The organism is Pseudomonas sp. FP2294 (genome assembly GCF_030687625.1).
GTDB classification, from domain to species: domain Bacteria; phylum Pseudomonadota; class Gammaproteobacteria; order Pseudomonadales; family Pseudomonadaceae; genus Aquipseudomonas; species Aquipseudomonas shahriarae.
On sequence record NZ_CP117441.1, the window covers coordinates 2,158,286 to 2,179,821 of the forward strand.

General features: G+C 62.8%; 20 protein-coding genes and 1 pseudogene. 15 read left to right on the forward strand and 6 right to left on the reverse strand.

Features of this window, described 5'->3' with window-relative positions:
* The first annotated feature begins 103 nt into the window (after positions 1-103).
* Both PSH73_RS09520 and cobF read left to right on the forward strand, forming a co-directional pair.
* Positions 104-670: a histidine phosphatase family protein gene (locus PSH73_RS09520; RefSeq protein ID WP_128593409.1), complete on the forward strand. Its 567-nt coding sequence runs from the start codon at positions 104-106 to the stop codon at positions 668-670.
* A 47-nt stretch (positions 671-717) separates the two neighbouring features.
* Positions 718-1,476 carry a precorrin-6A synthase (deacetylating) gene (gene cobF, locus PSH73_RS09525; protein ID WP_115127943.1) on the forward strand — a complete coding sequence of 253 codons (759 nt, stop codon included), beginning with the start codon at positions 718-720 and terminating at the stop codon, positions 1,474-1,476.
* A gap of 135 nt (positions 1,477-1,611) precedes the next feature.
* Here cobF and PSH73_RS09530 read toward each other — a convergent pair whose 3' ends face one another.
* Together PSH73_RS09530 and PSH73_RS09535 are read right to left on the reverse strand one after the other, a co-directional pair.
* Positions 1,612-2,196: a hypothetical protein gene (locus PSH73_RS09530; protein WP_057959190.1), complete on the reverse strand. Its 585-nt coding sequence runs from the start codon at positions 2,194-2,196 to the stop codon at positions 1,612-1,614.
* Positions 2,197-2,269: 73 nt separating this feature from the next.
* Entirely contained in the window at positions 2,270-4,078 is a 1,809-nt protein-coding gene (locus PSH73_RS09535; protein ID WP_057959191.1) for a monovalent cation:proton antiporter-2 (CPA2) family protein, read from the reverse strand.
* A 40-nt stretch (positions 4,079-4,118) separates the two neighbouring features.
* On the opposite strand from PSH73_RS09535, the pseudogene PSH73_RS09540 reads away from it, so the two are divergent.
* The 3 genes and pseudogenes from PSH73_RS09540 to PSH73_RS09550 form a co-directional block, all read left to right on the forward strand.
* A pseudogene (locus tag PSH73_RS09540) lies at positions 4,119-4,323 on the forward strand (helix-turn-helix domain-containing protein); the annotation flags it as partial.
* Between the two features lie 93 nt (positions 4,324-4,416).
* The gene (locus tag PSH73_RS09545; protein ID WP_305462696.1) at positions 4,417-5,973 is read left to right on the forward strand and encodes a DUF726 domain-containing protein; all 1,557 of its coding nucleotides are present in this window, start codon (positions 4,417-4,419) and stop codon (positions 5,971-5,973) included.
* 38 nt (positions 5,974-6,011) lie between these two features.
* Positions 6,012-7,331: an Nramp family divalent metal transporter gene (locus tag PSH73_RS09550; protein WP_057444760.1), complete on the forward strand. Its 1,320-nt coding sequence runs from the start codon at positions 6,012-6,014 to the stop codon at positions 7,329-7,331.
* Between the two features lies 1 nt (position 7,332).
* On the opposite strand, the gene PSH73_RS09555 is transcribed toward PSH73_RS09550, so the two are convergent.
* Entirely contained in the window at positions 7,333-8,265 is a 933-nt protein-coding gene (locus PSH73_RS09555) for a LysR family transcriptional regulator (RefSeq protein ID WP_057959192.1), read from the reverse strand.
* A 114-nt stretch (positions 8,266-8,379) separates the two neighbouring features.
* Between PSH73_RS09555 and PSH73_RS09560 the strand changes: the two genes are divergently transcribed.
* The 4 genes from PSH73_RS09560 to PSH73_RS09575 all read left to right on the forward strand — a co-directional run bounded on the left by PSH73_RS09560 (position 8,380) and on the right by PSH73_RS09575 (position 10,074).
* Positions 8,380-8,865 carry a DMT family transporter gene (locus PSH73_RS09560; protein WP_200656892.1) on the forward strand — a complete coding sequence of 162 codons (486 nt, stop codon included), beginning with the start codon at positions 8,380-8,382 and terminating at the stop codon, positions 8,863-8,865.
* Between the two features lie 4 nt (positions 8,866-8,869).
* Positions 8,870-9,325 carry a DMT family transporter gene (locus PSH73_RS09565; RefSeq protein ID WP_057439075.1) on the forward strand — a complete coding sequence of 152 codons (456 nt, stop codon included), beginning with the start codon at positions 8,870-8,872 and terminating at the stop codon, positions 9,323-9,325.
* 90 nt (positions 9,326-9,415) lie between these two features.
* Positions 9,416-9,586, forward strand: a complete 171-nt coding sequence (locus tag PSH73_RS09570) for a metallothionein (protein ID WP_081044213.1) — start codon at positions 9,416-9,418, stop codon at positions 9,584-9,586.
* 71 nt (positions 9,587-9,657) lie between these two features.
* Complete coding sequence (locus PSH73_RS09575; RefSeq protein WP_128593414.1) at positions 9,658-10,074, forward strand: SRPBCC family protein; 417 nt, start codon at positions 9,658-9,660, stop codon at positions 10,072-10,074.
* Positions 10,075-10,102: 28 nt separating this feature from the next.
* Here PSH73_RS09575 and PSH73_RS09580 read toward each other — a convergent pair whose 3' ends face one another.
* Together PSH73_RS09580 and PSH73_RS09585 are read right to left on the reverse strand one after the other, a co-directional pair.
* On the reverse strand, positions 10,103-11,488 hold the full coding sequence (locus tag PSH73_RS09580; protein WP_305462344.1) for a HAMP domain-containing sensor histidine kinase: 1,386 nt from the start codon (positions 11,486-11,488) through the stop codon (positions 10,103-10,105).
* On the reverse strand, positions 11,466-12,149 hold the full coding sequence (locus PSH73_RS09585) for a response regulator transcription factor (RefSeq protein WP_057439073.1): 684 nt from the start codon (positions 12,147-12,149) through the stop codon (positions 11,466-11,468). Before PSH73_RS09585 ends, PSH73_RS09580 begins: the two co-directional genes overlap by 23 nt.
* 397 nt (positions 12,150-12,546) lie before the next feature.
* Between PSH73_RS09585 and PSH73_RS09590 the strand changes: the two genes are divergently transcribed.
* Positions 12,547-13,434, forward strand: a complete 888-nt coding sequence (locus PSH73_RS09590) for a hypothetical protein (protein ID WP_057959194.1) — start codon at positions 12,547-12,549, stop codon at positions 13,432-13,434.
* Positions 13,435-13,575: 141 nt separating this feature from the next.
* On the opposite strand, the gene PSH73_RS09595 is transcribed toward PSH73_RS09590, so the two are convergent.
* Positions 13,576-14,496 (reverse strand): MurR/RpiR family transcriptional regulator, encoded by a 921-nt coding sequence (locus PSH73_RS09595; protein ID WP_057444762.1) that lies wholly within the window; start codon positions 14,494-14,496, stop codon positions 13,576-13,578.
* A gap of 241 nt (positions 14,497-14,737) precedes the next feature.
* Between PSH73_RS09595 and iolC the strand changes: the two genes are divergently transcribed.
* The 5 genes from iolC (at position 14,738) to PSH73_RS09620 (ending at position 21,434) form a co-directional block, all read left to right on the forward strand.
* A complete protein-coding gene (gene iolC / locus PSH73_RS09600; protein ID WP_305462346.1) occupies positions 14,738-16,675 on the forward strand; it encodes a 5-dehydro-2-deoxygluconokinase in 1,938 nt (645 codons plus the stop codon).
* Between the two features lie 87 nt (positions 16,676-16,762).
* Positions 16,763-17,656: a myo-inosose-2 dehydratase gene (gene iolE, locus PSH73_RS09605; RefSeq protein WP_057439070.1), complete on the forward strand. Its 894-nt coding sequence runs from the start codon at positions 16,763-16,765 to the stop codon at positions 17,654-17,656.
* Entirely contained in the window at positions 17,653-18,447 is a 795-nt protein-coding gene (gene iolB, locus PSH73_RS09610; RefSeq protein ID WP_057959196.1) for a 5-deoxy-glucuronate isomerase, read from the forward strand. The genes iolE and iolB overlap by 4 nt, the downstream gene beginning before the upstream one ends.
* A 25-nt stretch (positions 18,448-18,472) precedes the next feature.
* A complete protein-coding gene (gene iolD / locus PSH73_RS09615; protein ID WP_057959197.1) occupies positions 18,473-20,404 on the forward strand; it encodes a 3D-(3,5/4)-trihydroxycyclohexane-1,2-dione acylhydrolase (decyclizing) in 1,932 nt (643 codons plus the stop codon).
* Between the two features lie 19 nt (positions 20,405-20,423).
* Positions 20,424-21,434 (forward strand): Gfo/Idh/MocA family protein, encoded by a 1,011-nt coding sequence (locus tag PSH73_RS09620; protein ID WP_057959198.1) that lies wholly within the window; start codon positions 20,424-20,426, stop codon positions 21,432-21,434.
* The last annotated feature ends 102 nt before the right edge of the window (positions 21,435-21,536 follow it).

The window sequence follows — 21,536 nt, forward strand, 5'->3', positions numbered from 1 at the left end:
GCGATCCACAGGGGCTGGTTTACGGCGTGTGGGCGGCCTACAGTGGCGCGACTTGCCTGGATCGCTGTGACATCTAGAAATCACTTAACCCGTGGAGCTTTGTATGCCGGCCACTCGCTTGACCCTGATTGCCCACGCCAGCACCCAGGCCCGCAAACGCTCGCGTTTTGCCTTGGATGAACCGTTGGAGACGGAGGAGCAGCAGATGCCGTTGGCCCAGGCAAAGCGCTTCAAGCGCGCCCCCCGTTTGCTGTGCGGCCCCGAGCTGCGCGCCCGGCAGACGGCCCTGCTGTTTGGCGAGCACCCGCAGGTAGACGAGGCCCTGCGCGACTGTGATTTCGGGCGATGGCGAGGGCAGCGCCTGGATGAGATAGAGCAAGCCGAACCCGAGGCTTTGCAGGCCTGGTTGACGGACAGCACGGCCGCTCCCCATGGCGGCGAATCCGTTGCACAAGTGTGTGAACGGGTCGGGCAGTGGCTGCACACCCTGGAGCAGATCCCGGGCCATGTCGTGGCGGTGACCCACCCCTTTGTGATCCGCGCCGCGTTGCTCTACGTCATGCAAGGCCCGCTGGCTATGTTCAACCGGATAGATGTGGAGCCGTTGTCCTCCACCGAACTGCGTTTCAACGGTGTGTGGCGCCTGCGCCTGGAAACACGCGAGACCTGAGCCGCGCGAACATGGCAAAATCGCAGCCCCGCACTGAGAACCCCTTCATGAAAAAGATCCTGATCATCGGCATTGGCGCCGGCAACCCCGACTACATCACGATGCAGGCGGTGAAGGCGCTTAACCGCACCGACGTGTTTTTCCTGATGGACAAGGGCCAGAGCAAGGACAAGCTGATCGACCTGCGCCGGGAAATCTGCCAGACCTATATCGACGCCGACCGCACCTATCGCTTTGTCGAAGCCGACTGCCCCGAGCGTGTGCGTGGCGAGATCGACTACACCACGGCCGTGCAGGATCTGAATCGCGACAAGCAACAGACGTTCGAGCGCATGATCAACCAGGAAATGGCCGACGGCGAAGTGGGCGCTTTCCTGGCCTGGGGCGACCCGGCGTTGTACGACAGCACCATCCGCATCCTGCAGGCGATCCTGGCCAGTGGCGGCAGTGAGTTTGAGTTCGAGGTCATCCCCGGGATTACCAGCGTCCAGGCCCTGGCGGCCCAGCACAAAGTGCCGTTGAACCGCATTGGCCGGTCCATCGAGATCACCACCGGGCGCCGGCTCGCGGCGGGGCAGGCCAGCGATGCCGATACCCTGGTGGTGATGCTCGACGCCGAGGACTCCTACCGCAGCGTCGCGGACCAGGACCTGGAGATTTACTGGGGCGCGTACCTGGGCACGCCGGATGAAATCCTGATCAGCGGCAAGGTGGCCGAGGTGGCCGAGGAAATCGAGCGCGTGCGCAAGGCGGCGCGCCAGGCCAATGGCTGGATCATGGATACCTACCTGCTACGCAAGCCGTAGGGGGGAATGCAATAAACAAAGTGGGAGCGGGCTTGCCCGCGATGGCGGCGTGTCAGTCAGCCTATGTATTGGCTGATACACCGCGATCGCGGGCAAGCCCGCTCCCACATTGGATGTGTGGTTCCTAGGGGGATGTCACTTGCCGCTGGTGATCTGCCTGACCAGCAGTCCATGCCCGGTCACATCCTCGGCCCGGGAAATGGCCTGGATCACCAGCAACCGGTTGCCGGAGCCTGCGAGGAAGGTCGAGTTCAAGGTCTTGCCGCCGCCCATGGTGGCCGTGCCATCAATCTGGCGCAGGCCCACGCCTTTGATCAGCAGTTTTTTCTGCGTCAGTTTCTTGTAGTCCGGCAGGCTGGTGCCGACGTCCTTGAGGAAACCCTCGACCGCGCTGTCGAGAAACAGCGGTTCGTCGTCCTTCAAGTCGATCCCGTCATTGCGCAGGGTCTGGGCCACCACCACCACGCTTTTTGAGGCCTGGTTGATATACATCGTGCCGTTGGCGCCAGCGGTGCCCTGGGCTTGCGCGCCGGCAGGCAGGGCATCGGCGACATAGCCCTTGGGCAGGGTGAAGGTGAATTTGCCGTCCAGGGTCGAGACGATCTGGAAGTCGTCCGGCGGCGCGGCGGCCGGCTTGGCTGCCGCGAACAGCGGGCTGGCGCCCAGGCTGACGGTCAGCGCCAGGGCCAGGCGGGTGGCGATTTTGCTGAGGGTGAGCATGAGGTCTTCCAATGGATGAACGAAATTGCGCCATATTCTGTCAGAAAATTCGCAATTTCGTTCGGATCCATCCTCAGACCTTTGCGGATTCCTCTTCGAGGCGGTCCATTTCAAACAACCGCGCCAGTTCCGCACGGGCTTCCTGGGCCGACTGCATCACCTTGGCCGCGTCGTCGTACACCGCGTGCTGGGCCGCCAGCAATTGCAGGTCGTGGTGCTTGAAGCGGTTGATCCGTGCATCGGCCTGGGTCTCGCTCAGGCCCAGGCCGACCAGGGTGCGGCGGCTCATTTCCAGGCTGGAATAGAAGGTTTCGCGCACCGGTGACGCGTCCAGGTCCACCAGGCGGTGTACGTGCTGGCGGTTACGGGCGCGGGCGATGATCTTCATGTGCGGGTACAGATTGCGCACCAGCTCGGCGGTCTTGATGTTGATTTCCGGATCATCCATGGCAATCACGAAGTACTCGGCCTGGTCGACCTTGGCCGCGTGCAGGATCTCTGGGCGCTGGGGATCGCCGTAGAACACCGGCATGCCGCCGAAACTGCGGGTCAGATCGATGGTTTCCACCGAGGTGTCGAGGGCGATAAACGAAATGTTCTGCGCCCGCAGGATCCGCGCCACGATCTGCCCCATCCGGCCCATCCCGGCGATCACCACGCGCGGCGCATCGCTCTCGATCGCGCGGTATTCTTCCGGCACGTCCACCGGCTTGGTCTTGGGCCGGAACAGCTTCGGGCACAGCAGTAGCAGGAGCGGGGTGAGGGCCATGGACAGGGTGATGGTCAGCACCAGCACATCGTACAGGTGCGGGGCAAACAGGCCTTGGTCGCGGCCGATCTTGAACACCACAAAGGCAAACTCACCGCCGGCCGCCAGGACCACGCCCAGGCGCACCGCGCTCTCGCGGTTCAGCTCGCCGACCATCTGCCCGACTGCGTACAGCAGCGGCAACTTGATGGCGATCAGCAGCAGGGTCAGGCCCAGCACCACGAAGGGCGTGCTGAACAACAGGCCGATATTGGCGCCCATGCCCACGCTGATAAAGAACAACCCCAGCAGCAGGCCCTTGAACGGCTCGATCTGCGATTCCAGTTCGTGGCGGTATTCCGAGTCGGCCAGCAGCAGGCCGGCGAGGAATGCGCCGAGGGCCATGGACACGCCCACCAGCTCCATCAGCCAGGCGGTGCCGATCACCACCAGCAGCGCGGTGGCGGTGGACACTTCGCGCAGGCCGGTCTTGGCGACAATACGAAACACCGGCCGCAACAGGTAGCGACCGCCGATGATCACCACGGCGATGCTGCCCAGTACCTGCAAACCGTGGTTCAGGTCCTGGGCGGCAGTGGTGGTGTGGTCGCTGCCGGCCAGCAGCGGCACCATGGCGATCAATGGGATCGCCGCGATGTCCTGGAACAGCAGGATCGCAAAGGCCAGGCGCCCGTGGGGGCTGTTCAGTTCCTTGCGTTCGGCCAGGCTTTGCAGGCCGAAGGCGGTGGAGGACAGCGCCAGGCCCAGGCCCAGCACAATCGCGCTATTCCACGACTGACCAAAGGCCCAGAGCGCTACTGCACCTATCACCATCGCGGTCAGCAGCACCTGCGCCAGGCCCACGCCAAACACCGCCTTGCGCATCACCCACAGGCGTTTTGGCGACAGTTCCAGGCCGATGATGAACAGCAACAACACCACCCCCAGCTCGGAGAACTGCGCGACACTTTGCGGATTGCCCACCAGCCCCAGCACCGAGGGGCCGATGATCACACCGGCGAACAGATAGCCCAGCACCGCGCCCAATTGCAGGCGCTTGGCCAGAGGCACGGTCAGCACCGCCGCCAACAGGAAAACTACGGCCGCTTGTAACAGGTTGCCTTCATGGGGCATCGCTTACTCCAGAATCTTTGAGGCGAATCGACAGGGCGCTATTAGAGCGCGCTTTTACGCTGTTGAATCTGAATTTTTGCCAAGGCACGACGCATTGCGCCAGCGCCTGTTGAGCCAGGAAAGCCTGGCCAAGGCATTAGATATCAACCAGGCGGCGGTTTCCAAGATGGAGCGTCGTACCGACCTTGCGCAACTACATCCGGGCGACGTTCCCGGACGGGCAGGTCAAGATCGACAACTTCGCCACCTATTGTGCTGGATGCAGTCCTTTACAGGGCCAGGTCCTGCGCCAATTCTTGTTACTATCGCCATGCGTTTTCACCAGGAGCCAACGCCTCATGCAACACCAGTGGGATGAAATGCACCGCACCCGCAAGCCCTCGTTCGTGCTGTGCGGCGAGCCCCAGGGGCAGGTGCTCAATCTCTATGTCCATGGTTATTCTGCGTTTTTCAACCAGCAACAACTGGCCAGTTTCCAGGCGCAGCTGGCGGGGATCGAGGGTTCGACCAACCTGATGCTGTTCTGGCCGGCCGGGCATTTCCTGGAAAACCTCTTCGCCCCCTTCAAGGACATCATTGCCTCGATGCTCGGCGGCGGCAGCCTGGGCGCGGCGACCGTGGGTCTGGGCAAGGCGGTGGGTTATTTTCTCGATCACTACAAAAGTGTCGAGGCGCGGGTGGACGAGGTGGCCAGGACGCTGTTGGCGGAGCTGGCCAACTACCTGCACGCCGAGTCGATCGAGGTCCGTCAGATCAACCTGATCGGCCACTCCCTGGGCGCACGCCTGCTGGTCAAGAGCCTGTTGGCCAGCCCGGAGCTGGCCCGGGAACTGCCCCTCAATCACCTGTTGTTGATGGGCGGGGCGATTTGCACGTCCAGCCCCTGGGAGCAGGTGTCGGCACCGCTCAAGGGGCGCGTGATCAATTGCCACTCCAGCAAGGACTGGGCCCTGGCGCTCAAGCCGGATACCGAGCGCTGTATTGGCCGCTATGCCATCCCCCTGACGCCATCCCTCAAGGGCAAAGTGACCAATGTGCATCTGGTCACGTTCGACCACGCTGCCTACTGGCCGCAGTTGCAGACCGTGGTGCAGTACACCGACTTGCTGCAAGAGCGCCGAGGCATGATCCGTGCGGACCAGCGCAGTGCCGAGGTGCGCTTTGCCGAAGAGGATGTGGACCTGTATCCGGTGCTGCTCCAGGCCCGGGCGCCAGAGTTGCAGTTCCTCGCCGAGCTGATGGCCGCCAAGCGCAGTGCGACCATCGCTGCGGATGTGCGCGACCCACTGCAGTTGGCCATCGAGTTGCAGCGCATGGGCGGTGACAGCTTTATGAACCTGGCCCGTGGGCACGGCGTGAGTTACCGCCAATTGGCCCAGGACGTGGCCCTGCGCGTCGGTATCAAGTTTGACCAGCCGATCGACAGCGTGGCCCTGGTGAGCCTGGAAGAGCGGGTCGCCGAGACCCTGATCGAACAGTACAAGGACAAACTCAGCCAGGCCGACCGCCAGGTGTTCGAGGCCGAACTCCGGGCCGCCGCGCAAAAGGAACAGGGGTTTTTCCACCGTTTCGATGTCGGCCGCTCGGCCACCACCGCCTTGAGCGGAACGGCGCTGGCCGGGTTGACCGGGTTTATCCTGCGGCGCGGTGCGGCCACGGCGATTCCGGTGGTGGGGCAGGCGCTGGCGGCGGCCATGCTGCTGGTGAGCGGGGTACGGGCGTTTTCCGGGCCGGCGTATTCCATCACGACCCTGGCGGTGCTGGTGCTGGGGGTGATTCGCCAGCGCATGGAGCGCGAGGCGTTGAATCAGGAAATGGACCTGGTGGTGCAGGTGGTCGAGGCGTTCGACCTGCCTCGGGAAACGCTGATGCGCACGGTCTCGCCTGACTGCTAAGCTGCGTCCTTGTCTTGTGTGTCTGCCGGGTACCCCGCGTGAAATTCAGCCTGCCGAAAATTGCGACCGCCCCGTTTTGCCCTCCGGAAGTGGCGGGCACCATCCCCGTCGATCCCCGTGCGCCGTTTTTCAAACGGGTGCTGCAGTTTGCCGGTCCCGGCCTGCTGATTTCCATCGGCTACATGGACCCCGGCAACTGGGCCACGGCCATCGAGGCCGGGTCGCGCTATGGCTACAATCTGCTGTTTGTGGTGTTGCTCGCCAGCCTCGCGGGGATGGCGGTGCAGTGCCTGTGTTCGCGGCTGGGCATCGCCACCGGCAAGGACCTGGCGCAGCTGTGCCGCGAACGCTACAGCCGGCGTTCAGCGCGCACGCAATGGGTGCTGGCGGAAATCTCGATTATCGCCACCGACCTGGCCGAAGTCCTCGGCTGCGCCCTGGCGTTCCACCTGTTGCTGGGGGTATCGCTGACCACCGGTATTGTCATTACCGCGTTTGACACGCTGCTGATCCTGGCCCTGCAAAACCGCGGCTTCCGGCGCCTGGAAGCGATCATGCTGGCGCTGGTGGCGACCATCGGTGTGTGTTTCTTTGTCGAACTGGTGTTGATCAAACCCTATTGGCCGGATGTCATGCGTGGCTTCACGCCGTCGCTCTCGGCGATCAGCGATGCGGCGCCGTTGTACCTGGCCATTGGTATCCTCGGGGCCACCGTGATGCCACATAACCTGTATCTGCACACGTCCATCGTGCAAACCCGCCTGTTCGGCAAAGACCTGGCCAGCCGCCAGGACGCGGTCAAGCTGGCGCGTATCGACACCATCGGTTCCCTGGCCCTGGCCTTGCTGGTCAACTCGGCGATCCTGGTGCTGGCCGCCGCGGCATTCCACCAGAGCGGTCATACCGAGGTCGTGGAAATCCAGGACGCCTACCACCTGCTGGACCCGCTGGTGGGCGGCGCCTTTGCCAGTATCCTGTTCGGCATTGCCTTGCTGGCGTCCGGGCAAAGCTCGACCTTCACCGGCACCATCGCCGGCCAGGTGATCATGGAGGGTTACCTCAATCTGCGCATTCCTTGCTGGCAACGCCGCCTGATCACCCGTGGCCTGGCGCTGATCCCGGCGTTTCTCGGGGTGTGGTTGATGGGCGATGATGCCATTGGCAAGTTGCTGATCCTCAGCCAGGTGGTGCTCAGCCTGCAGTTGCCCTTTGCCCTGTACCCGTTGATCCGCATGACCGGCGACCGGCAACTGATGGGGCCGTTCGTCAATCGCCTGCCCACCAGGATCCTGGCCTGGAGCCTGTTTAGTGTGATCAGCGGCGCCAACGCCTGGCTGATCGGCCAGTGGCTGTTCTGAGTCAGCGGTCCCAGTAGGGCACGTTGCCGAAGCGTTCGACAAAGAAGTCGATGACCGTGCGCACCTTCACCGACAACCGCCGGCTGCCGGGCCACAGCGCGGCAATCTGCTGCGGCTCCAGGGTGGTAGCCACTTCATATTCGGTCAGCACCGCCTGCAAGCGTCCGGCGCGCAGGCTGTCGCCGATCAGCCACGAAGGGAACACCACGAACCCCAGGCCCTGTTCGGCGGCGCGCGCCAGGGTGTCTGCGTGGTTGCCGGTGATCTGGCCCTTGACTGTATAGGGCGTCCAGTCGTCCTGGGCGCGGCGGAAGAACCAACGCTGCTGGCCGTTCACGCCCTTGTACGCCAGGCACTGGTGATTGAGCAGTTCATCGGGATGGCGTGGGGTGCCAAAGCGCGCCAGGTAGTCGGGGCTGGCGGCGATCCGGTAGCGCTGGGGCGCGAAAATACGCGCCTGCATTCCGGAATCGTTGAGCACACCGATACGGAACAACAAGTCGGCGCCTTCCTGCAGGGGATCGACGTAGGTGTCGGTCTGCTGGATATCCAGTTGCAGCTTGGGGTATCGCTGGCACAACTCGGCCAGCCAGGGTGACAGGTGGCGCTGGCCGAACACCATGGGCGCATTGATGCGCACCAGGCCGCTGGGCTCGCTTTCCTGTTCCTGCAGGGCCTGCCCGGCTTCTTCCAGCTGTTGCAGCATCAAGCGCGCATGATGCCCGAGCAAGCGCCCGGCTTCCGTGGGGCTGACCGCACGGGTATGCCGATACAGCAATTGCTGGCTCAGGGCCTGTTCCATCAACTGGATCTGCCGGGAGATGGAAGAGGGCGCCAGGCCTTCGCGGCGTGCGACTTCAGAGAAGCTGCCGTGGTCCAGCACCGCGACAAACAGGCGTAGCGCCTTGAAGCTCAGCTCGTTGAAGCCCTGCATCGTCACTCCATGCTGTGCGTATTGCGCAAAGGTGTTGTCCGCATGCTCCCATTTATCGCACAGGTGTGCCACCGGATAATGCGCGTCATTGTTCTTCTGACCTGTAGGTGCTGTATGCAAAGTTCTTCTCTTGAGGCCGCGGCCCGGGCCCGACCGAAAAACCGCCTGGGGCTGCTGCTGTTGCCGCTGGTGATCCTGGCAGGCATGGGCCTGTCGGTGGAGGCCGGGTTGCTGGGGCCGTTGGGTGCCCAGGTGGGGCACTTGTGGGCGACCTTGAGCATCTTCGCGGTGGGCACGGCGATCCTCCTGTTGCTGCTGCTGTTCAGCGGCCCACAACAAGGTCCGGCCCTCAACGAACTGCCGCGCTGGCAGCTGATCGGTGGGTTTCTGGGGCCGATGTATGTGGTGGTGCTGACCCTGGCCACGCCCCATATCGGCATTGCCATGACCATGATCGCGATCCTCTCCGGGCAGGTCGGCAAGAGTGTGCTGATCGACCACTTTGGCTGGTTCGGCACTGCCCGCAAGCGGGTCAACGGTGAACGCTGGATTGCGCTGCTGTTGATTGTGGTGGCTCTTGTTTTGATTGCGCGGGGTTAAGGCGATGAATCTGCTTCTATTGTTGGTGCTGGTGGTTGCCGCCGGCGCGGTGTTGAGTGTGCAGGCGGCGATCAATGGGCGCCTGGGGCAAACCGTCGGTGTGTTGCGCAGCAGTCTGGTGACGTTCTCGGTGGGCACGCTGGTGACTGGCCTGCTGATCCTGTTCTTCGAACCGGCCCAGGCCGTCAGCCTGTTGGAGGTGCCCAAGTGGCAACTGACCGGGGCGTTGTTCGGTGTGGTGTACATGATGGTGATGGTCGGTGCGGTGCCGATCGTGGGCACGGCGGTGGCGACGGTCGCGGTGATCGTCGGCCAATTGGCCATGGGCATGCTGATCGACAACTTCGGCTGGCTGGGCAACACCGCCATCGAACTGTCCGGCAGCCGGGTGCTGGCGATGCTGTGCCTGGCGTTGGCACTGGTGTTCATGTACCGCAGCAGTGCACGCCAGGCTGATTAACGGCGCTGAACCTTGGGTGGCGGGCGGGAGTCACTGCTTAAGGTGCCAGCATTCGCTGCACCAGGACGACCATGAAAAAGGAGTCTTAACATGCCAGATCCAACCTGTGCTTGCCCGCATTGCAAATGTGTACTGGGGCCGAACGCTGTGATCAAAGACGGCAAGGGCTATTGCTGCCAGGGTTGTGCCGAGCACCATGCCCATGGCGAGCCGTGCGAATCGGCGACCGGCTGCGAGTGTGCCAAGTCGGCCCATGGCTGATCGGCCAATAGCGCCAACACCACCAGGCAGCGTAAGCTGCCTGGCTTTTTCCCCTGTCGTGGAGTTTTATCGTGGCCAAAGCAGCTGCTGTCATTGAAATCCCGGTCTCGGCCGATCAAGTCTGGCAATTGGTCGGCGGGTTCAACTCGTTGCCTGACTGGCTGCCATTGATTGCCAAGAGCGAGCCGGGTGAAGGCGGGCGCGTGCGTCACCTGCAAACGGCGGATGGCGCCGTGGTGGTCGAGCACTTGCAGACCTTTGACAACGTTGCGCGCACTTACAGCTACACCATCAGCGAATCGCCGTTTCCGGTCAGTGCCTATTTGGCGACATTGCAGGTTGAAGCGTTGGGTGAGCATTCGGCCAAAGTCACTTGGTCCGGTGTGTTCACTCCGATTGCCGGTGTGACGGATGCCGAGTTGGAAGAGCTGTTCAGCGGCGTCTACACCGGCGGCGTCGAGGCCCTGCGCAAAAACTTCCCGGCCTGATCCGCCACTATCGCCGGCAAGCCGGCTCCTACAGCGGCTGTTGTGTGCGGCACTCCAGGGTCAACCGCGCGCCCCCACGCTCGCTACTGCCGACTTCCAGGCCGAAGCCATGCAGGTTGACGATCGCCGCCACAATCGACAGGCCCAGGCCAAAGCTGCCCTGCTGACCACCGTCGACCCGGTAAAACCGCTGGAATACCACCGCGCGTTCCGTTTCCGGGATTCCCGGGCCGGAGTCCAGTACCTCGATGCGCGCACTGCCTGCCTGGTCGAGCCCGCGCAGAATCACTTCGCCGCCCGGCGGGGTGAACTTGATCGAATTGCTCAGCAGGTTGGCCAGGGCCTCGAACAACAGTGCGCGGTCACCGGTGATCGGCGGCAATGATTCGGGGACTTGCAGCAGCAGCTCCAACTGGCCTTCTTCCGCCAGTGGCAGGTAGAAATCATGCAGTTCCTGGAGCAAGGGCAGGGGATCGAAGACCAGGAAACCGGAGCGTCGTTGACGGTCTTCCAGCTCGGAGATGCGCAACAGGCCGCGAAAGCGCGCCATCAGGGTGTCGGTCTCGCTGATGACTTCATCAAGCTGCAGGGCCTGCGGCGAACCTTCATCGGTCTGCTGCTTGATCCGGTACAGCTGCGCACGCAAGCGGGTCAGTGGGGTGCGCAGGTCGTGGGCAATGTTGTCGCACACGCCCTTGACCTCGTTCATCAGCTTTTCAATACGCTCAAGCATGGCATTGACGATGGCCGCGAGCATGTCCAGTTCATCGCGGCGGTTGGACAGCGGCAGGCGGTGGGTCAGGTCGCCGGCGACGATGGCTTCGGCGCTGGCCTGGATCCCGCGAATCCGCCGCAGCGGGCGCCGGCGCAGCAGATGCCAGCTGGCGACGCCGGGGATGATGGTCAGGGAGATCGCCCAGAGCAGGGCTTGCAGGATGATCCGCGTCACGCCCAGCAACGAACCGTTGTCGCGCACCAGCACCAGCCAGCGGCCATCCTGGGTGTGGGTTGCCACGGCGTCGCAGCTGCCCCGGGGCAGTTTCGGGTCATCCGATTCGATGCAGTTGGCCAAGGCATGGATGCGCCCGTCCAGGGGCAAGCCTGCGGGGATCTGCTGGAGCGGGCCGCTGAGGGGGCGTTGTTGCCCATCGAACAGGCCATAGGCATCCATGCCCTTCATATCGAAGGTCATGCTGGTGGCCAGGGCTTCATCCAGTTGCGCGCCGTTGAAACGCTGGAACAGATGCTGGCGCTGCATCAGCGAGTGGCGCGACAGGTTGCCCAGATAACCCGAGACCTCGTAATACAGCACCCCCATGAGGATGCAGCTCCAGGCCACGAACAGCGAGCTGTACAGTGCCAGCAGACGGCTGCTGGACGAGCGCCAGCCGTTAGACGGGTTCAGCAATGACATAGCCCGAACCTCGTACCGTGCGGATCAGCGGCGTCAGGCCCGGCGGGTCGATTTTCTTGCGCAGGCGGCCAATGTGCACGTCGATCAGGTTGGTCCCCGGGTCGAAGTGATAACCCCAGACTTCCTCGAAGATCATCATCCGCGAGAGGATCTGCCCGGTGTTGCGCATCAGGAATTCCAGCAACTTGTACTCGGTCGGCAGCAGGCTCAGCGGCTGGTCGGCACGGCTGGCCTCGCGGCTGATCAGGTTCAGTTCCAGGTCGGCCACGCGCAGGGCGGTTTGCGCGGCCTTGACCGCGTTGTTGCGGCGCAGCAGCACCTCGACCCGCGCGGCCATCTCGTCGGAAGCAAAGGGTTTGGTCAGGTAGTCATCGCCACCGGCGCGCAGGCCGCGTACCCGTTCATCCACGTCGGAGAGGGCGCTGATCATCAGGATCGGCGTCGACACGCCGAGGGTGCGCAAGGTGGTGACAATGGCCAGGCCATCGAGCTCCGGGAGCATGCGATCGAGGGTGATCAGGTCGTAATCGCCACTGACTGCCCGCGTCAGACCTTCGCGGCCGTTGTCGACCCAGTCCACGTCCAGTCCATGACTGCTTAACTCAGCGACGATCTCGCGGGCCGTCACGGCGTCGTCTTCGATGGTCAAAATGCGGGTCATACAGGTTACCTGGTCACACGGGAGTGGGGCATTTTGCCAAGAAATGCCAGCGAGGTTTCTAAAAGAAAATTCATGTAGGCCATTCTCCAGGTCACCTCGGTCAAATGTGGGAGCCGGCGTGCTCGCGATAGCGGTAGATCAGCCCAAGCATTCGGTGACTGACACGCCGCCATCGCGGGCAAGCCCGCTCCCACAGGGGTTGGCGGTGCCGGTCCTGGGAGTGCATAACGCCCGCCCTCTATGCCTGGTTCTTGCAAGTTGCATGATTCTCGGAAGTTCAACTTGCTTATCTGATTGAAATTAATGGGTTTTTATTTTCAAGGCGACTGGCACGGCGTCTGCACTGTCCGTTTCGACAGATGTAACACCATTTTTCAATGCCTGGAGCACAACAACAATGATGACATCCTCATCCACTTTGCAAGAGTCGAGCACGCTCTCCGGGGTTTCCTGGGGGGCGATCTTTGCCGGGGCTGCGGCCGCCGCTGCGTTGTCCCTGGTCCTGGTGCTGCTGGGCTTCGGCCTGGGCTTTTCGGCGGTGTCGCCGTGGGCCGACAGTGGCATCAGCGCCAAGGGCCTGGGCATTTCCACGATTGTCTGGCTGGCCTTCACCCAGATTGTCGCGGCGGGACTGGGCGGTTACCTCGCCGGTCGGCTGCGGGTCAAGTGGGCCAATATGCATGGCGATGAGGTGTACTTTCGCGACACCGCCCATGGTTTTCTCGCCTGGGCCGTGGCCACGCTGGTGACCGCGACCCTGGTGGTCGGCTCGGTCAGCAGCATCGTCGGTGGTGGGGTGCAGGCCGGTGCGAGTGTGGCCTCGGGCGCAGCCAGCGGCTTGACCCAGGCCGCCGGCAATGCGGCCAATGGCGACGATTTCGGCTATTACGTTGACAGCCTGTTCCGCGATGATCGCCCGGCAGCCGCCAGTGATGACGCAGTGCATGGTGTGGTGGCGCGGATCTTCGCCCGCACCCTGGGCAATGACGGCCAGTTGGCCCCGCAGGACCGTGCCTACCTGGCGCAGTTGATCAGCCAGCGCACCAACCTCAGCCAGGCCGATGCCGAACGGCGCGTCGACCAGGTCTACGGTGACGCCCGCAAAGCCCTGGAAGAGGCCAAGTTGAAAGCCAGGCAGGCCGCCGACACCGCCAGCAAAATCGCCGCCGTGACCTCGCTGTGGACCTTTGTCGCACTGTTGCTCGGTGCTTTCTTCGCCAGTTTCGCCGCCACCTTCGGCGGTCGCCGCCGCGACGCCGTGGTGTATCTGGAAACCATTCGTTAACTCAAGGAGAACGTCATGCGCTCATTACTGCTGTGGTTCCTCGGTGTGCCGATCCCGGTCATTATCCTGATCGCGATCTTCATGCACTAACCCGCGTACCCGCTTGATCGAGGCCGCTCCTGCATGGCAGGGCGGCCTTTTTTAGTCGTCAAACCCTACCTGTTCGTGAATCTCATCAACCTTCAGTTCCAGCCGGTACGCCACCGCAATAAACAGCGCCTGGCACAGGCACAGCGTGGCACTCAGCGAGCGGAACGCGAACGACGACCCTTCATTGACCAGCAGCACCGTGTTGGCGCGCTTGGCCAGCGGTGACAGGTTGCTGTCGGTGATGATCAGCGTCTTGGCCTGGTGGTGCTGGGCGATACGCAGGCAGTGCTGGGTTTCCTTGCCGTAGGGCGTGAAGCTGATCGCGATCACCAAGTCATTGGCGCGCACGCTGCGCATCTGTTCGCGGTAGCTGCCGCCCAGGCCCGAGACCAGGTGGATACGCTTGTTGGTGTGCTGCAGGTTGTAGACCAGGTAGTCGGCCACCGCAAAGGAGCGGCGTACGCCGACCACATAGATATTGTCGGCGTTGACCACCAGGTCCACGGCTTTCTCGAAGGCCGCGTCGTCCAGCTCCAAGCCCAGGCGCTCGATGCCCGACAGCGTGGCATTCACGCATTCACGGGCCAGGTCGCCGCCGCTGGCTTTCTGCGACTTGTTGGCGATCATGCTGCGGATGCGCTGCTGGTAGTTCTGCACCGGCGTGGTCTTGTGGGTATACGCCTCGCGAAACAACGCCTGCATTTCGCTGAAGCCGCTGAAACCAAAGCGCTGGGAAAACCGCACGATGGCCGAAGGGTGAACTTCGCATTCCCGGGCGATATCGCTGATGCGGTCGACCATGATCCGATCGCTCTGCTGGCTCATATAGCTGGCGATGCGCTTGAGCTGGCGGGGCAGGCTTTCGTATTCATCGGTGATCAACTGCAACAGACGCTCGGCATTGATCGGAGGACTGGCGAGAACCTCGGTGACCTCGGTCTCGGCGGGAGCCTGCTGATCGGTGCGGGACATAGGCAATCCTTCTGGCTTGTTCTTACGGAGCATGCGGCTGGCACGTCGCCCCTGACAATAGGTCAATGGGCACAAGTCTACAGGGAAGGCGGCAAAAAATATCTTAATGGAAAATATATTCCACATAAAAAATTTATAGAATAAATATTGATTGATGGCGCCGGACGTCCTAGTCTGCATCCACCAAGAGCGTCGCCGTCACGATGGCAGGCGCGGGCTGATAAAAATAACAGGAGCCAGCATGGGCCAGACTCGTTTTGCCAGTGGTCGTCAATTGGATCTGATTTGTCTTGGACGCATGGGCGTCGATCTTTACGCGCAGCAAGTCGGGGCGCGGCTGGAAGATGTCACCAGTTTCGCCAAGTACCTGGGTGGATCGTCCGCCAATATTGCCTTCGGTACGGCGCGCCTGGGGCTTAAGTCGGCGATGCTGAGCCGGGTCGGCGACGATCATATGGGGCGCTTCCTCGTAGAGTCCCTGGCGCGCGAGGGCTGTGATGTCAGCGGTATCACGCTCGACCCGCAGCGCCTGACTGCCATGGTCCTGCTGGGCCTCAAGGACCGCGAAACCTTCCCCCTGGTGTTCTACCGCGAAAACTGTGCCGACATGGCCCTGCGTGCCGAGGACATTCGCGAAGCCTTTATCGCCAGCAGCAAGGCGCTGCTGATCACCGGCACCCATTTCTCCACCGACGGCGTGTACCAGGCCAGCCTCCAGGCCCTGGATTACGCCGAGCAGCACGGCGTCAAGCGTGTGCTGGATATCGACTACCGCCCAGTGCTCTGGGGCCTGGCAGGCAAGGCTGACGGCGAGACGCGTTTTGTCGCCGACCAGAACGTCAGCCAGCACCTGCAAGGCATCCTGCCGCGCTTTGACCTGATTGTCGGCACCGAAGAGGAATTTTTGATTGCCGGTGCCAGCCACGACCTGCTCAGCGCTTTGCGTAACGTGCGCCAACTGACGGCGGCGACCCTGGTGGTCAAGCTCGGCCCGCAAGGGTGCACGGTGATTCATGGGGATATACCGGCGCGCCTCGAAGACGGTGCGATCTATCCCGGCGTGCGCGTCGAAGTGCTGAATGTGCTGGGCGCCGGCGATGCGTTTATGTCGGGCTTCCTCAGTGGCTGGTTGAACGACGCCGGTGACGCGCGTTGCTGCCAACTGGCCAATGCCTGCGGCGGGTTGGTGGTGTCGCGCCATGCCTGCGCCCCGGCAATGCCGACTCCGGCGGAGCTTGAGTATCTGTTCAACAGCCCGGTGCCTATCACCCGGCCGGATCAGGATTTGGTACTGCAGCGTTTGCATCAGGTCAGTGTGCCGCGCAAAACCTGGAAGCAGCTGTTTGTGTTCGCTTTTGACCATCGCTGGCAATTGCTGGAACTGGCGCAAAAAGGCGGCCAGGACCCGGCGCGGGTCAGCGCGATCAAGCAGCTGTTTATCCAGGCAGTGGAGCGTGTGGAGAGCAAGCTGGGCGAGCAGGGGGTGGAGGCCGATGTGGGCATTTTGGCCGACCAGCGTTTCGGCCAGGATGCGCTGAACACCGCCACCGGCCGTGGTTGGTGGGTGGCGCGCCCGGTAGAGGTACAGGGTTCGCGGCCGCTGGCGTTCGAACATGGCCGCTCGATCGGCAGCAACCTGATTGCCTGGCCCCAGGAGCAGATCATCAAGTGCCTGGTGCAGTTTCACCCCGACGACGAGCCGCTGCTTCGCCTGGAGCAGGAGGCGCAGCTCAAGGCCCTGTATCAGGCCGCGCAAACCAGTGGCCATGAACTGCTGCTGGAAGTGGTGCCGCCCAAGGATCATCCCTCGACCTACCCGGATGTGCTCTATCGCAGCCTCAAGCGCCTGTACAACCTGGGCATCTACCCGGCCTGGTGGAAGATCGAGGCGCAGAGTGCCGAGCAGTGGCGGCAGCTTGATGAGCTGATCGAGGAGCGCGACCCTTATTGCCGGGGCGTGGTATTGCTGGGCCTGAATGCCTCGGCGCAAGCGTTGGCCGAGGGGTTCCAGCAGGCCAGCCAGAGCCGGACCTGCCGTGGGTTTGCCGTGGGCCGGACGATTTTCCAGGAGCCGAGCAGGGCGTGGATGGCGGGGGAGATTGATGATGAAACCCTGATCCAGCAGGTGCAGCAAACCTTCGAGCAACTGATCCAGGCTTGGCGCAGTTCCAGAATTTAAACACGCTCAAAGGTGGGAGCTGGCAAGCCAGCTCCCACAGAAGCAGATATCAGCAGCCTTAAGGTTAAAACAATAAAAGGTGCAGCCATGCCCGCAATCCGTATTGGCATCAACCCCATCTCCTGGAGTAACGACGACCTGCCGGCCCTGGGCGGCGAAACGCCCTTGAGCACTGCGCTAAGCGAAGGCAAGGCCATCGGCTACGAAGGTTTTGAACTCAACGGCAAGTTCCCCAAGGACGCCAAGGGCGTGGGCGATGTGTTACGCCCCTACGACCTGGCACTGGTCTCCGGCTGGTATTCCAGCCGCCTGGCCCGGCGCTCGGTGGCCGAGGAAATCGACGCCATCGCCAGCCATGTGCAACTGCTGCGCGAGAACGGCGCCACGGTGCTGGTCTACGGCGAAGTGGCCGACTCGATCCAGGGCTCGCCGATCCGCCTGATCGAACGCCCGCGTTTTCACAGCGAGCAGGCATGGCAAGCCTATGCCGACAAACTCACCGAATTGGCGCGTTTTACCCTGTCCCAGGGTGTGCGCCTGGCCTACCACCATCATATGGGCGCGTACGTCGAGTCCCCGGAGGACATCGACACCCTGATGCGCCTCACCGGCCCGGAGGTCGGCCTGCTGTTCGATTCGGGGCACTGCTATATGGGCGGTGGCGAGCCGGTCGAGGTGCTACGCAAGCATCTGGGGCGTGTGTGCCATGTGCACTTCAAGGATGTGCGCAAAGCGGTGGTGCAACTGGCGCGCAACCAGCTGTGGAGCTTCCCCGACTGCATCGTCAATGGCACCTTCACCGTGCCGGGCGATGGCGATATCGACTTCGCCGAGTTGCTGGATGTGCTGCTGGGCGCCGGCTATCGTGGCTGGCTGGTGGTGGAAGCCGAGCAGGATCCGGCCGTGGCACCCAGCTATATCTATGCGAAAAAAGGCTTCGATACCTTGCGCGCGCTGCTGGATGCGAGGGCTGCACAATGAGCCTGCTGGTCAAAAGCACCCCGCGCGGGCCAACCATGGTCGCACTGCCAGAGGGGCGCCTGGAGTATGTAGGGTTTGCCGCTTACCGCCTGAGCCTGGGGCAAACATTGCCGGTCAGCGCCGACGACAACGAGCTGTGCCTGGTGCTGCTCAGTGGCCGGGTCACGATCGAGGGCGAAGGGTTCAGTTGGCAGAACCTGGGTGATCGCCAATCGGTATTTGAAGACAAATCGCCGTTCGCCGCCTACCTGCCACCGGGCACCCTTGCCCAGGTGACCGCCCTGAGCGATGTGCAGATTGCCGTCTGCGCCGCGCCGGGCGCCACGGCCGGCGGTTTCACGCCCCGGCTGATCCGCCCTGAGCAGTGTCGGCGTAGCGTGCGTGGCAAGGGCGCCAACACGCGTTATGTCTGCGACATCCTGCCCGACAGCGAGCCGGCCCATTCGCTGCTGGTGGTGGAGGTGCGCACGCCGTCCGGACATTCGTCCAGCTACCCGCCGCACAAGCACGATACCGATGACTTGCCGCACCAGAGCTTTCTTGAAGAAACCTATTACCACCAGATCAACCCGTCCCAGGGCTTTGTGTTCCAGCGGGTGTACACCGACGACCGCAGCATCGACCAGGCCATGGCCGTGGAAAACCACGACCTGGTGGTGGTGCCCAAGGGCTATCACCCCGTCAGCGTGCCCTATGGCTACGAGTCCTATTACTTGAATGTGATGGCCGGCCCCAAGCGCGCCTGGCACTTTCACAATGACCCGCAGCACAGTTGGCTGCTGGACCTTTAACCCGTAGGCGCCGAGGGGACCCAACATGACCACCACCCGATTGACCATGGCCCAGGCCCTGGTGAAGTTCCTCGATAACCAGTACATCGAAGTCGATGGCGTGCAGAGCAAGTTTGTCGCCGGGGTGTTCACCATCTTCGGCCACGGCAATGTGCTGGGCCTGGGCCAGGCCCTGGAGCAAGACAGTGGCGACCTGGTGGTGCACCAGGGCCGCAACGAGCAGGGCATGGCCCATGCCGCGATTGGTTTTGCCAAGCAGCATTTGCGGCGCAAGGTCTACGCCTGCACCGCTTCGGTCGGCCCCGGCGCGGCGAATATGCTGACCGCCGCCGCCACCGCCACGGCCAACCGCATCCCTTTGTTACTGCTACCCGGCGATGTGTATGCCTGCCGCCAGCCGGACCCGGTGTTGCAGCAGATCGAACAATTCCATGACCTGAGCATCAGCACCAACGACGCGTTTCGTGCGGTGAGTAAGTACTGGGATCGCATCAACCGTCCCGAGCAGTTGATGAGTGCGGCGATCCACGCCATGCGTGTCTTGACCGACCCGGCCGAAACCGGCGCGGTGACCCTGGCCTTGCCCCAGGACGTGCAGGCCGAGGCCTGGGATTACCCCGATTATTTCCTGCAAAAGCGCGTGCACCGTCTGGAGCGCCGCCCGGCCACCGAAGCGATGTTGCGCGACGCTGTCACGCTGCTCAAGTCCAAGGGCAAACCGCTGATTATCTGCGGTGGCGGGGTCAAGTACTCCGGCGCGAATGCCGCGCTGCAGGCCTTTGCCGAGCGCTTTCAGATCCCCTTTGCCGAGACCCAGGCCGGCAAGAGCGCCATCGTCTCCAGCCACCCGCTGAATGTCGGCGGTATCGGCGAAACCGGCTGCCTGGCCGCCAACCTGCTGGCTCGGGACGCCGACCTGATCATCGGCATTGGCACGCGCTATACCGACTTCACCACCTCCTCCAAGTCGCTGTTCCAGCATCCCGAGGTGCAGTTTCTCAACCTCAATATCAGCCCCGGCGATGTACTGAAACTCGACGGGGTCCAGGTTCTGGCAGATGCCAAGGTCGGGCTGCAAGCATTGACCGACGCGCTGGGCGATTACGCCACGCAATGGGGCGAGCAGCCACGCCAGGCCCGTGCGCAGGGGGATGCCGAGGTGGACCGGGTCCATCAGGCGCGCTACACCGACGCCGACTTCACCCCAGAGGTCAACGACCATATGGATCCGGCGGTGCTGCGCGAATTCATCGAGCTGACCGGTTCCTGCCTGACCCAGAGCCAGGTGCTCGGCGTGCTCAACGCAACCCTGGCCGACGATGCGGTGATTGTCGCCGCCGCCGGCAGCCTGCCGGGGGATTTGCAGCGCAGCTGGCGCAGCAAGGGCGTCAACACTTACCACGTCGAGTACGGTTATTCGTGCATGGGCTACGAGATCAATGCGGCCCTGGGCGTGAAGCTGGCCGAGCCCGCGCGGGAGGTCTATGCCCTGGTCGGCGATGGCTCGTACATGATGCTGCATTCGGAGCTGGCGACCTCGATCCAGGAGCGGCGCAAGATCAATGTGGTGCTGCTGGACAACATGGCCTTCGGTTGCATCAACAACCTGCAGATGGGCAATGGCATGGACAGCTTCGGCACCGAGTTCCGCTTCCGCAACCCCGACAGCGGCAAGCTCGATGGCGGCCTGGTGCCGGTGGATTTCGCCATGAGCGCGGCGGCCTATGGCTGCAAGACCTACAAGGTCACGACCGTGGAACAACTGCACGCCGCGCTGGCCGATGCACGCGCGCAAAGCGTGTCGACGCTGATTGATATCAAGGTGCTGCCCAAAACCATGATTCACGGCTACCTGTCGTGGTGGCGGGTCGGTGTGGCGCAGGTCTCCACCAGCGAACGCACCAACGCCTGCGCCAAACAACTTAATGAACGCCTGGCCAAGGCCCGGCAGTACTGACAATAAGAGGAGTGTTGCCATGTCTTTGAAGCTGGGTGTGATCGGTACGGGCGCTATCGGCCGGGACCATATCCGCCGCTGCAGCCAGACCTTGCTCAACAGCCAGGTGGTGGCGGTCACCGATATCAACCTTGAGCAGGCGGCCCAGGTGGTGGCTGACCTGCAACTGAACGCCGAGGTGTACGCCGACGGTCATGCGCTGATCCATTCGGCGCAGGTCGAGGCGGTGCTGGTCACCTCCTGGGGGCCGAGCCATGAGGAATTTGTGCTGGCGGCTATCGCGGCCGGCAAACCGGTGTTCTGTGAAAAACCCCTGGCCGTCACCGCCGAGGGCTGTCGCAAGATCGTCGAGGCGGAAGTGGCCCACGGCAAACGCCTGGTCCAGGTCGGTTTTATGCGCCCGTATGACCAGGGCTACCAGGCCCTCAAGGCGGTGCTCGACAGCGGCCAGATCGGCGAACCGTTGATGCTGCATTGCGCCCATCGCAACCCGAGCGTGGGTGAGAACTACAACACCAGCATGGCCATCACCGACACCTTGATCCACGAGCTGGACGTGTTGCGCTGGCTGCTGGCCGATGACTATGTGTCGGTGCAGGTGGTGTTCCCGCGTAAAACCAGCAAGGCCCTGAGCCATTTGCGCGACCCGCAGATCGTGCTGCTGGAAACCGCCAGGGGCACGCGGATTGATGTGGAAGTGTTTGTGAACTGCCAGTACGGCTACGACATCCAGTGCGAGGTGGTGGGTGAGACCGGCATTGCCAAATTGCCAGAGCCGTCCCAGGTGCAATTGCGCAGCGGCGCCAAGCTGTCGAATGCGATTCTGATGGATTGGAAAGACCGCTTTATCGCGGCCTATGACGTCGAGTTGCAGGCCTTTATTGATGGCGTGCGGGCCGGCCAGGTAGGTGGGCCTTCGGCGTGGGATGGCTTTGCCGCAGCGGTGGCGGCGGACGCGTGTATCGAGGCCCAGGGCAGTGGGCAGATCGTTGCGGTCAGCCTGTCGCAGCGCCCGGCATTCTATGGCTAGCGCGGTCAGTGTAGGCGCTGGCTTGCCTGCGATAGCGGTGGATCAGCAACAGAGGTAGGGCCTGAAACACCGCTATCGCAGGCACGCCAGCTCCCACATTTT

Bases quoted from the DNA above. Each gene is read 5' to 3' on its own strand.
- PSH73_RS09520 (WP_128593409.1), top strand. From the start codon at position 104: ATGCCGGCCACTCGCTTGACCCTGATTGCCCACGCCAGCACCCAGGCC.
- cobF (WP_115127943.1), top strand. From the start codon at position 718: ATGAAAAAGATCCTGATCATCGGCATTGGCGCCGGCAACCCCGACTAC.
- PSH73_RS09530 (WP_057959190.1), bottom strand. From the start codon at position 2,196: ATGCTCACCCTCAGCAAAATCGCCACCCGCCTGGCCCTGGCGCTGACC.
- PSH73_RS09535 (WP_057959191.1), bottom strand. From the start codon at position 4,078: ATGCCCCATGAAGGCAACCTGTTACAAGCGGCCGTAGTTTTCCTGTTG.
- PSH73_RS09545 (WP_305462696.1), top strand. From the start codon at position 4,417: ATGCAACACCAGTGGGATGAAATGCACCGCACCCGCAAGCCCTCGTTC.
- PSH73_RS09555 (WP_057959192.1), bottom strand. From the start codon at position 8,265: ATGCAGGGCTTCAACGAGCTGAGCTTCAAGGCGCTACGCCTGTTTGTC.
- PSH73_RS09560 (WP_200656892.1), top strand. From the start codon at position 8,380: ATGCAAAGTTCTTCTCTTGAGGCCGCGGCCCGGGCCCGACCGAAAAAC.
- PSH73_RS09565 (WP_057439075.1), top strand. From the start codon at position 8,870: ATGAATCTGCTTCTATTGTTGGTGCTGGTGGTTGCCGCCGGCGCGGTG.
- PSH73_RS09570 (WP_081044213.1), top strand. From the start codon at position 9,416: ATGCCAGATCCAACCTGTGCTTGCCCGCATTGCAAATGTGTACTGGGG.
- PSH73_RS09580 (WP_305462344.1), bottom strand. From the start codon at position 11,488: ATGTCATTGCTGAACCCGTCTAACGGCTGGCGCTCGTCCAGCAGCCGT.
- PSH73_RS09585 (WP_057439073.1), bottom strand. From the start codon at position 12,149: ATGACCCGCATTTTGACCATCGAAGACGACGCCGTGACGGCCCGCGAG.
- PSH73_RS09590 (WP_057959194.1), top strand. From the start codon at position 12,547: ATGATGACATCCTCATCCACTTTGCAAGAGTCGAGCACGCTCTCCGGG.
- PSH73_RS09595 (WP_057444762.1), bottom strand. From the start codon at position 14,496: ATGTCCCGCACCGATCAGCAGGCTCCCGCCGAGACCGAGGTCACCGAG.
- iolC (WP_305462346.1), top strand. From the start codon at position 14,738: ATGGGCCAGACTCGTTTTGCCAGTGGTCGTCAATTGGATCTGATTTGT.
- iolE (WP_057439070.1), top strand. From the start codon at position 16,763: ATGCCCGCAATCCGTATTGGCATCAACCCCATCTCCTGGAGTAACGAC.
- iolB (WP_057959196.1), top strand. From the start codon at position 17,653: ATGAGCCTGCTGGTCAAAAGCACCCCGCGCGGGCCAACCATGGTCGCA.
- iolD (WP_057959197.1), top strand. From the start codon at position 18,473: ATGACCACCACCCGATTGACCATGGCCCAGGCCCTGGTGAAGTTCCTC.
- PSH73_RS09620 (WP_057959198.1), top strand. From the start codon at position 20,424: ATGTCTTTGAAGCTGGGTGTGATCGGTACGGGCGCTATCGGCCGGGAC.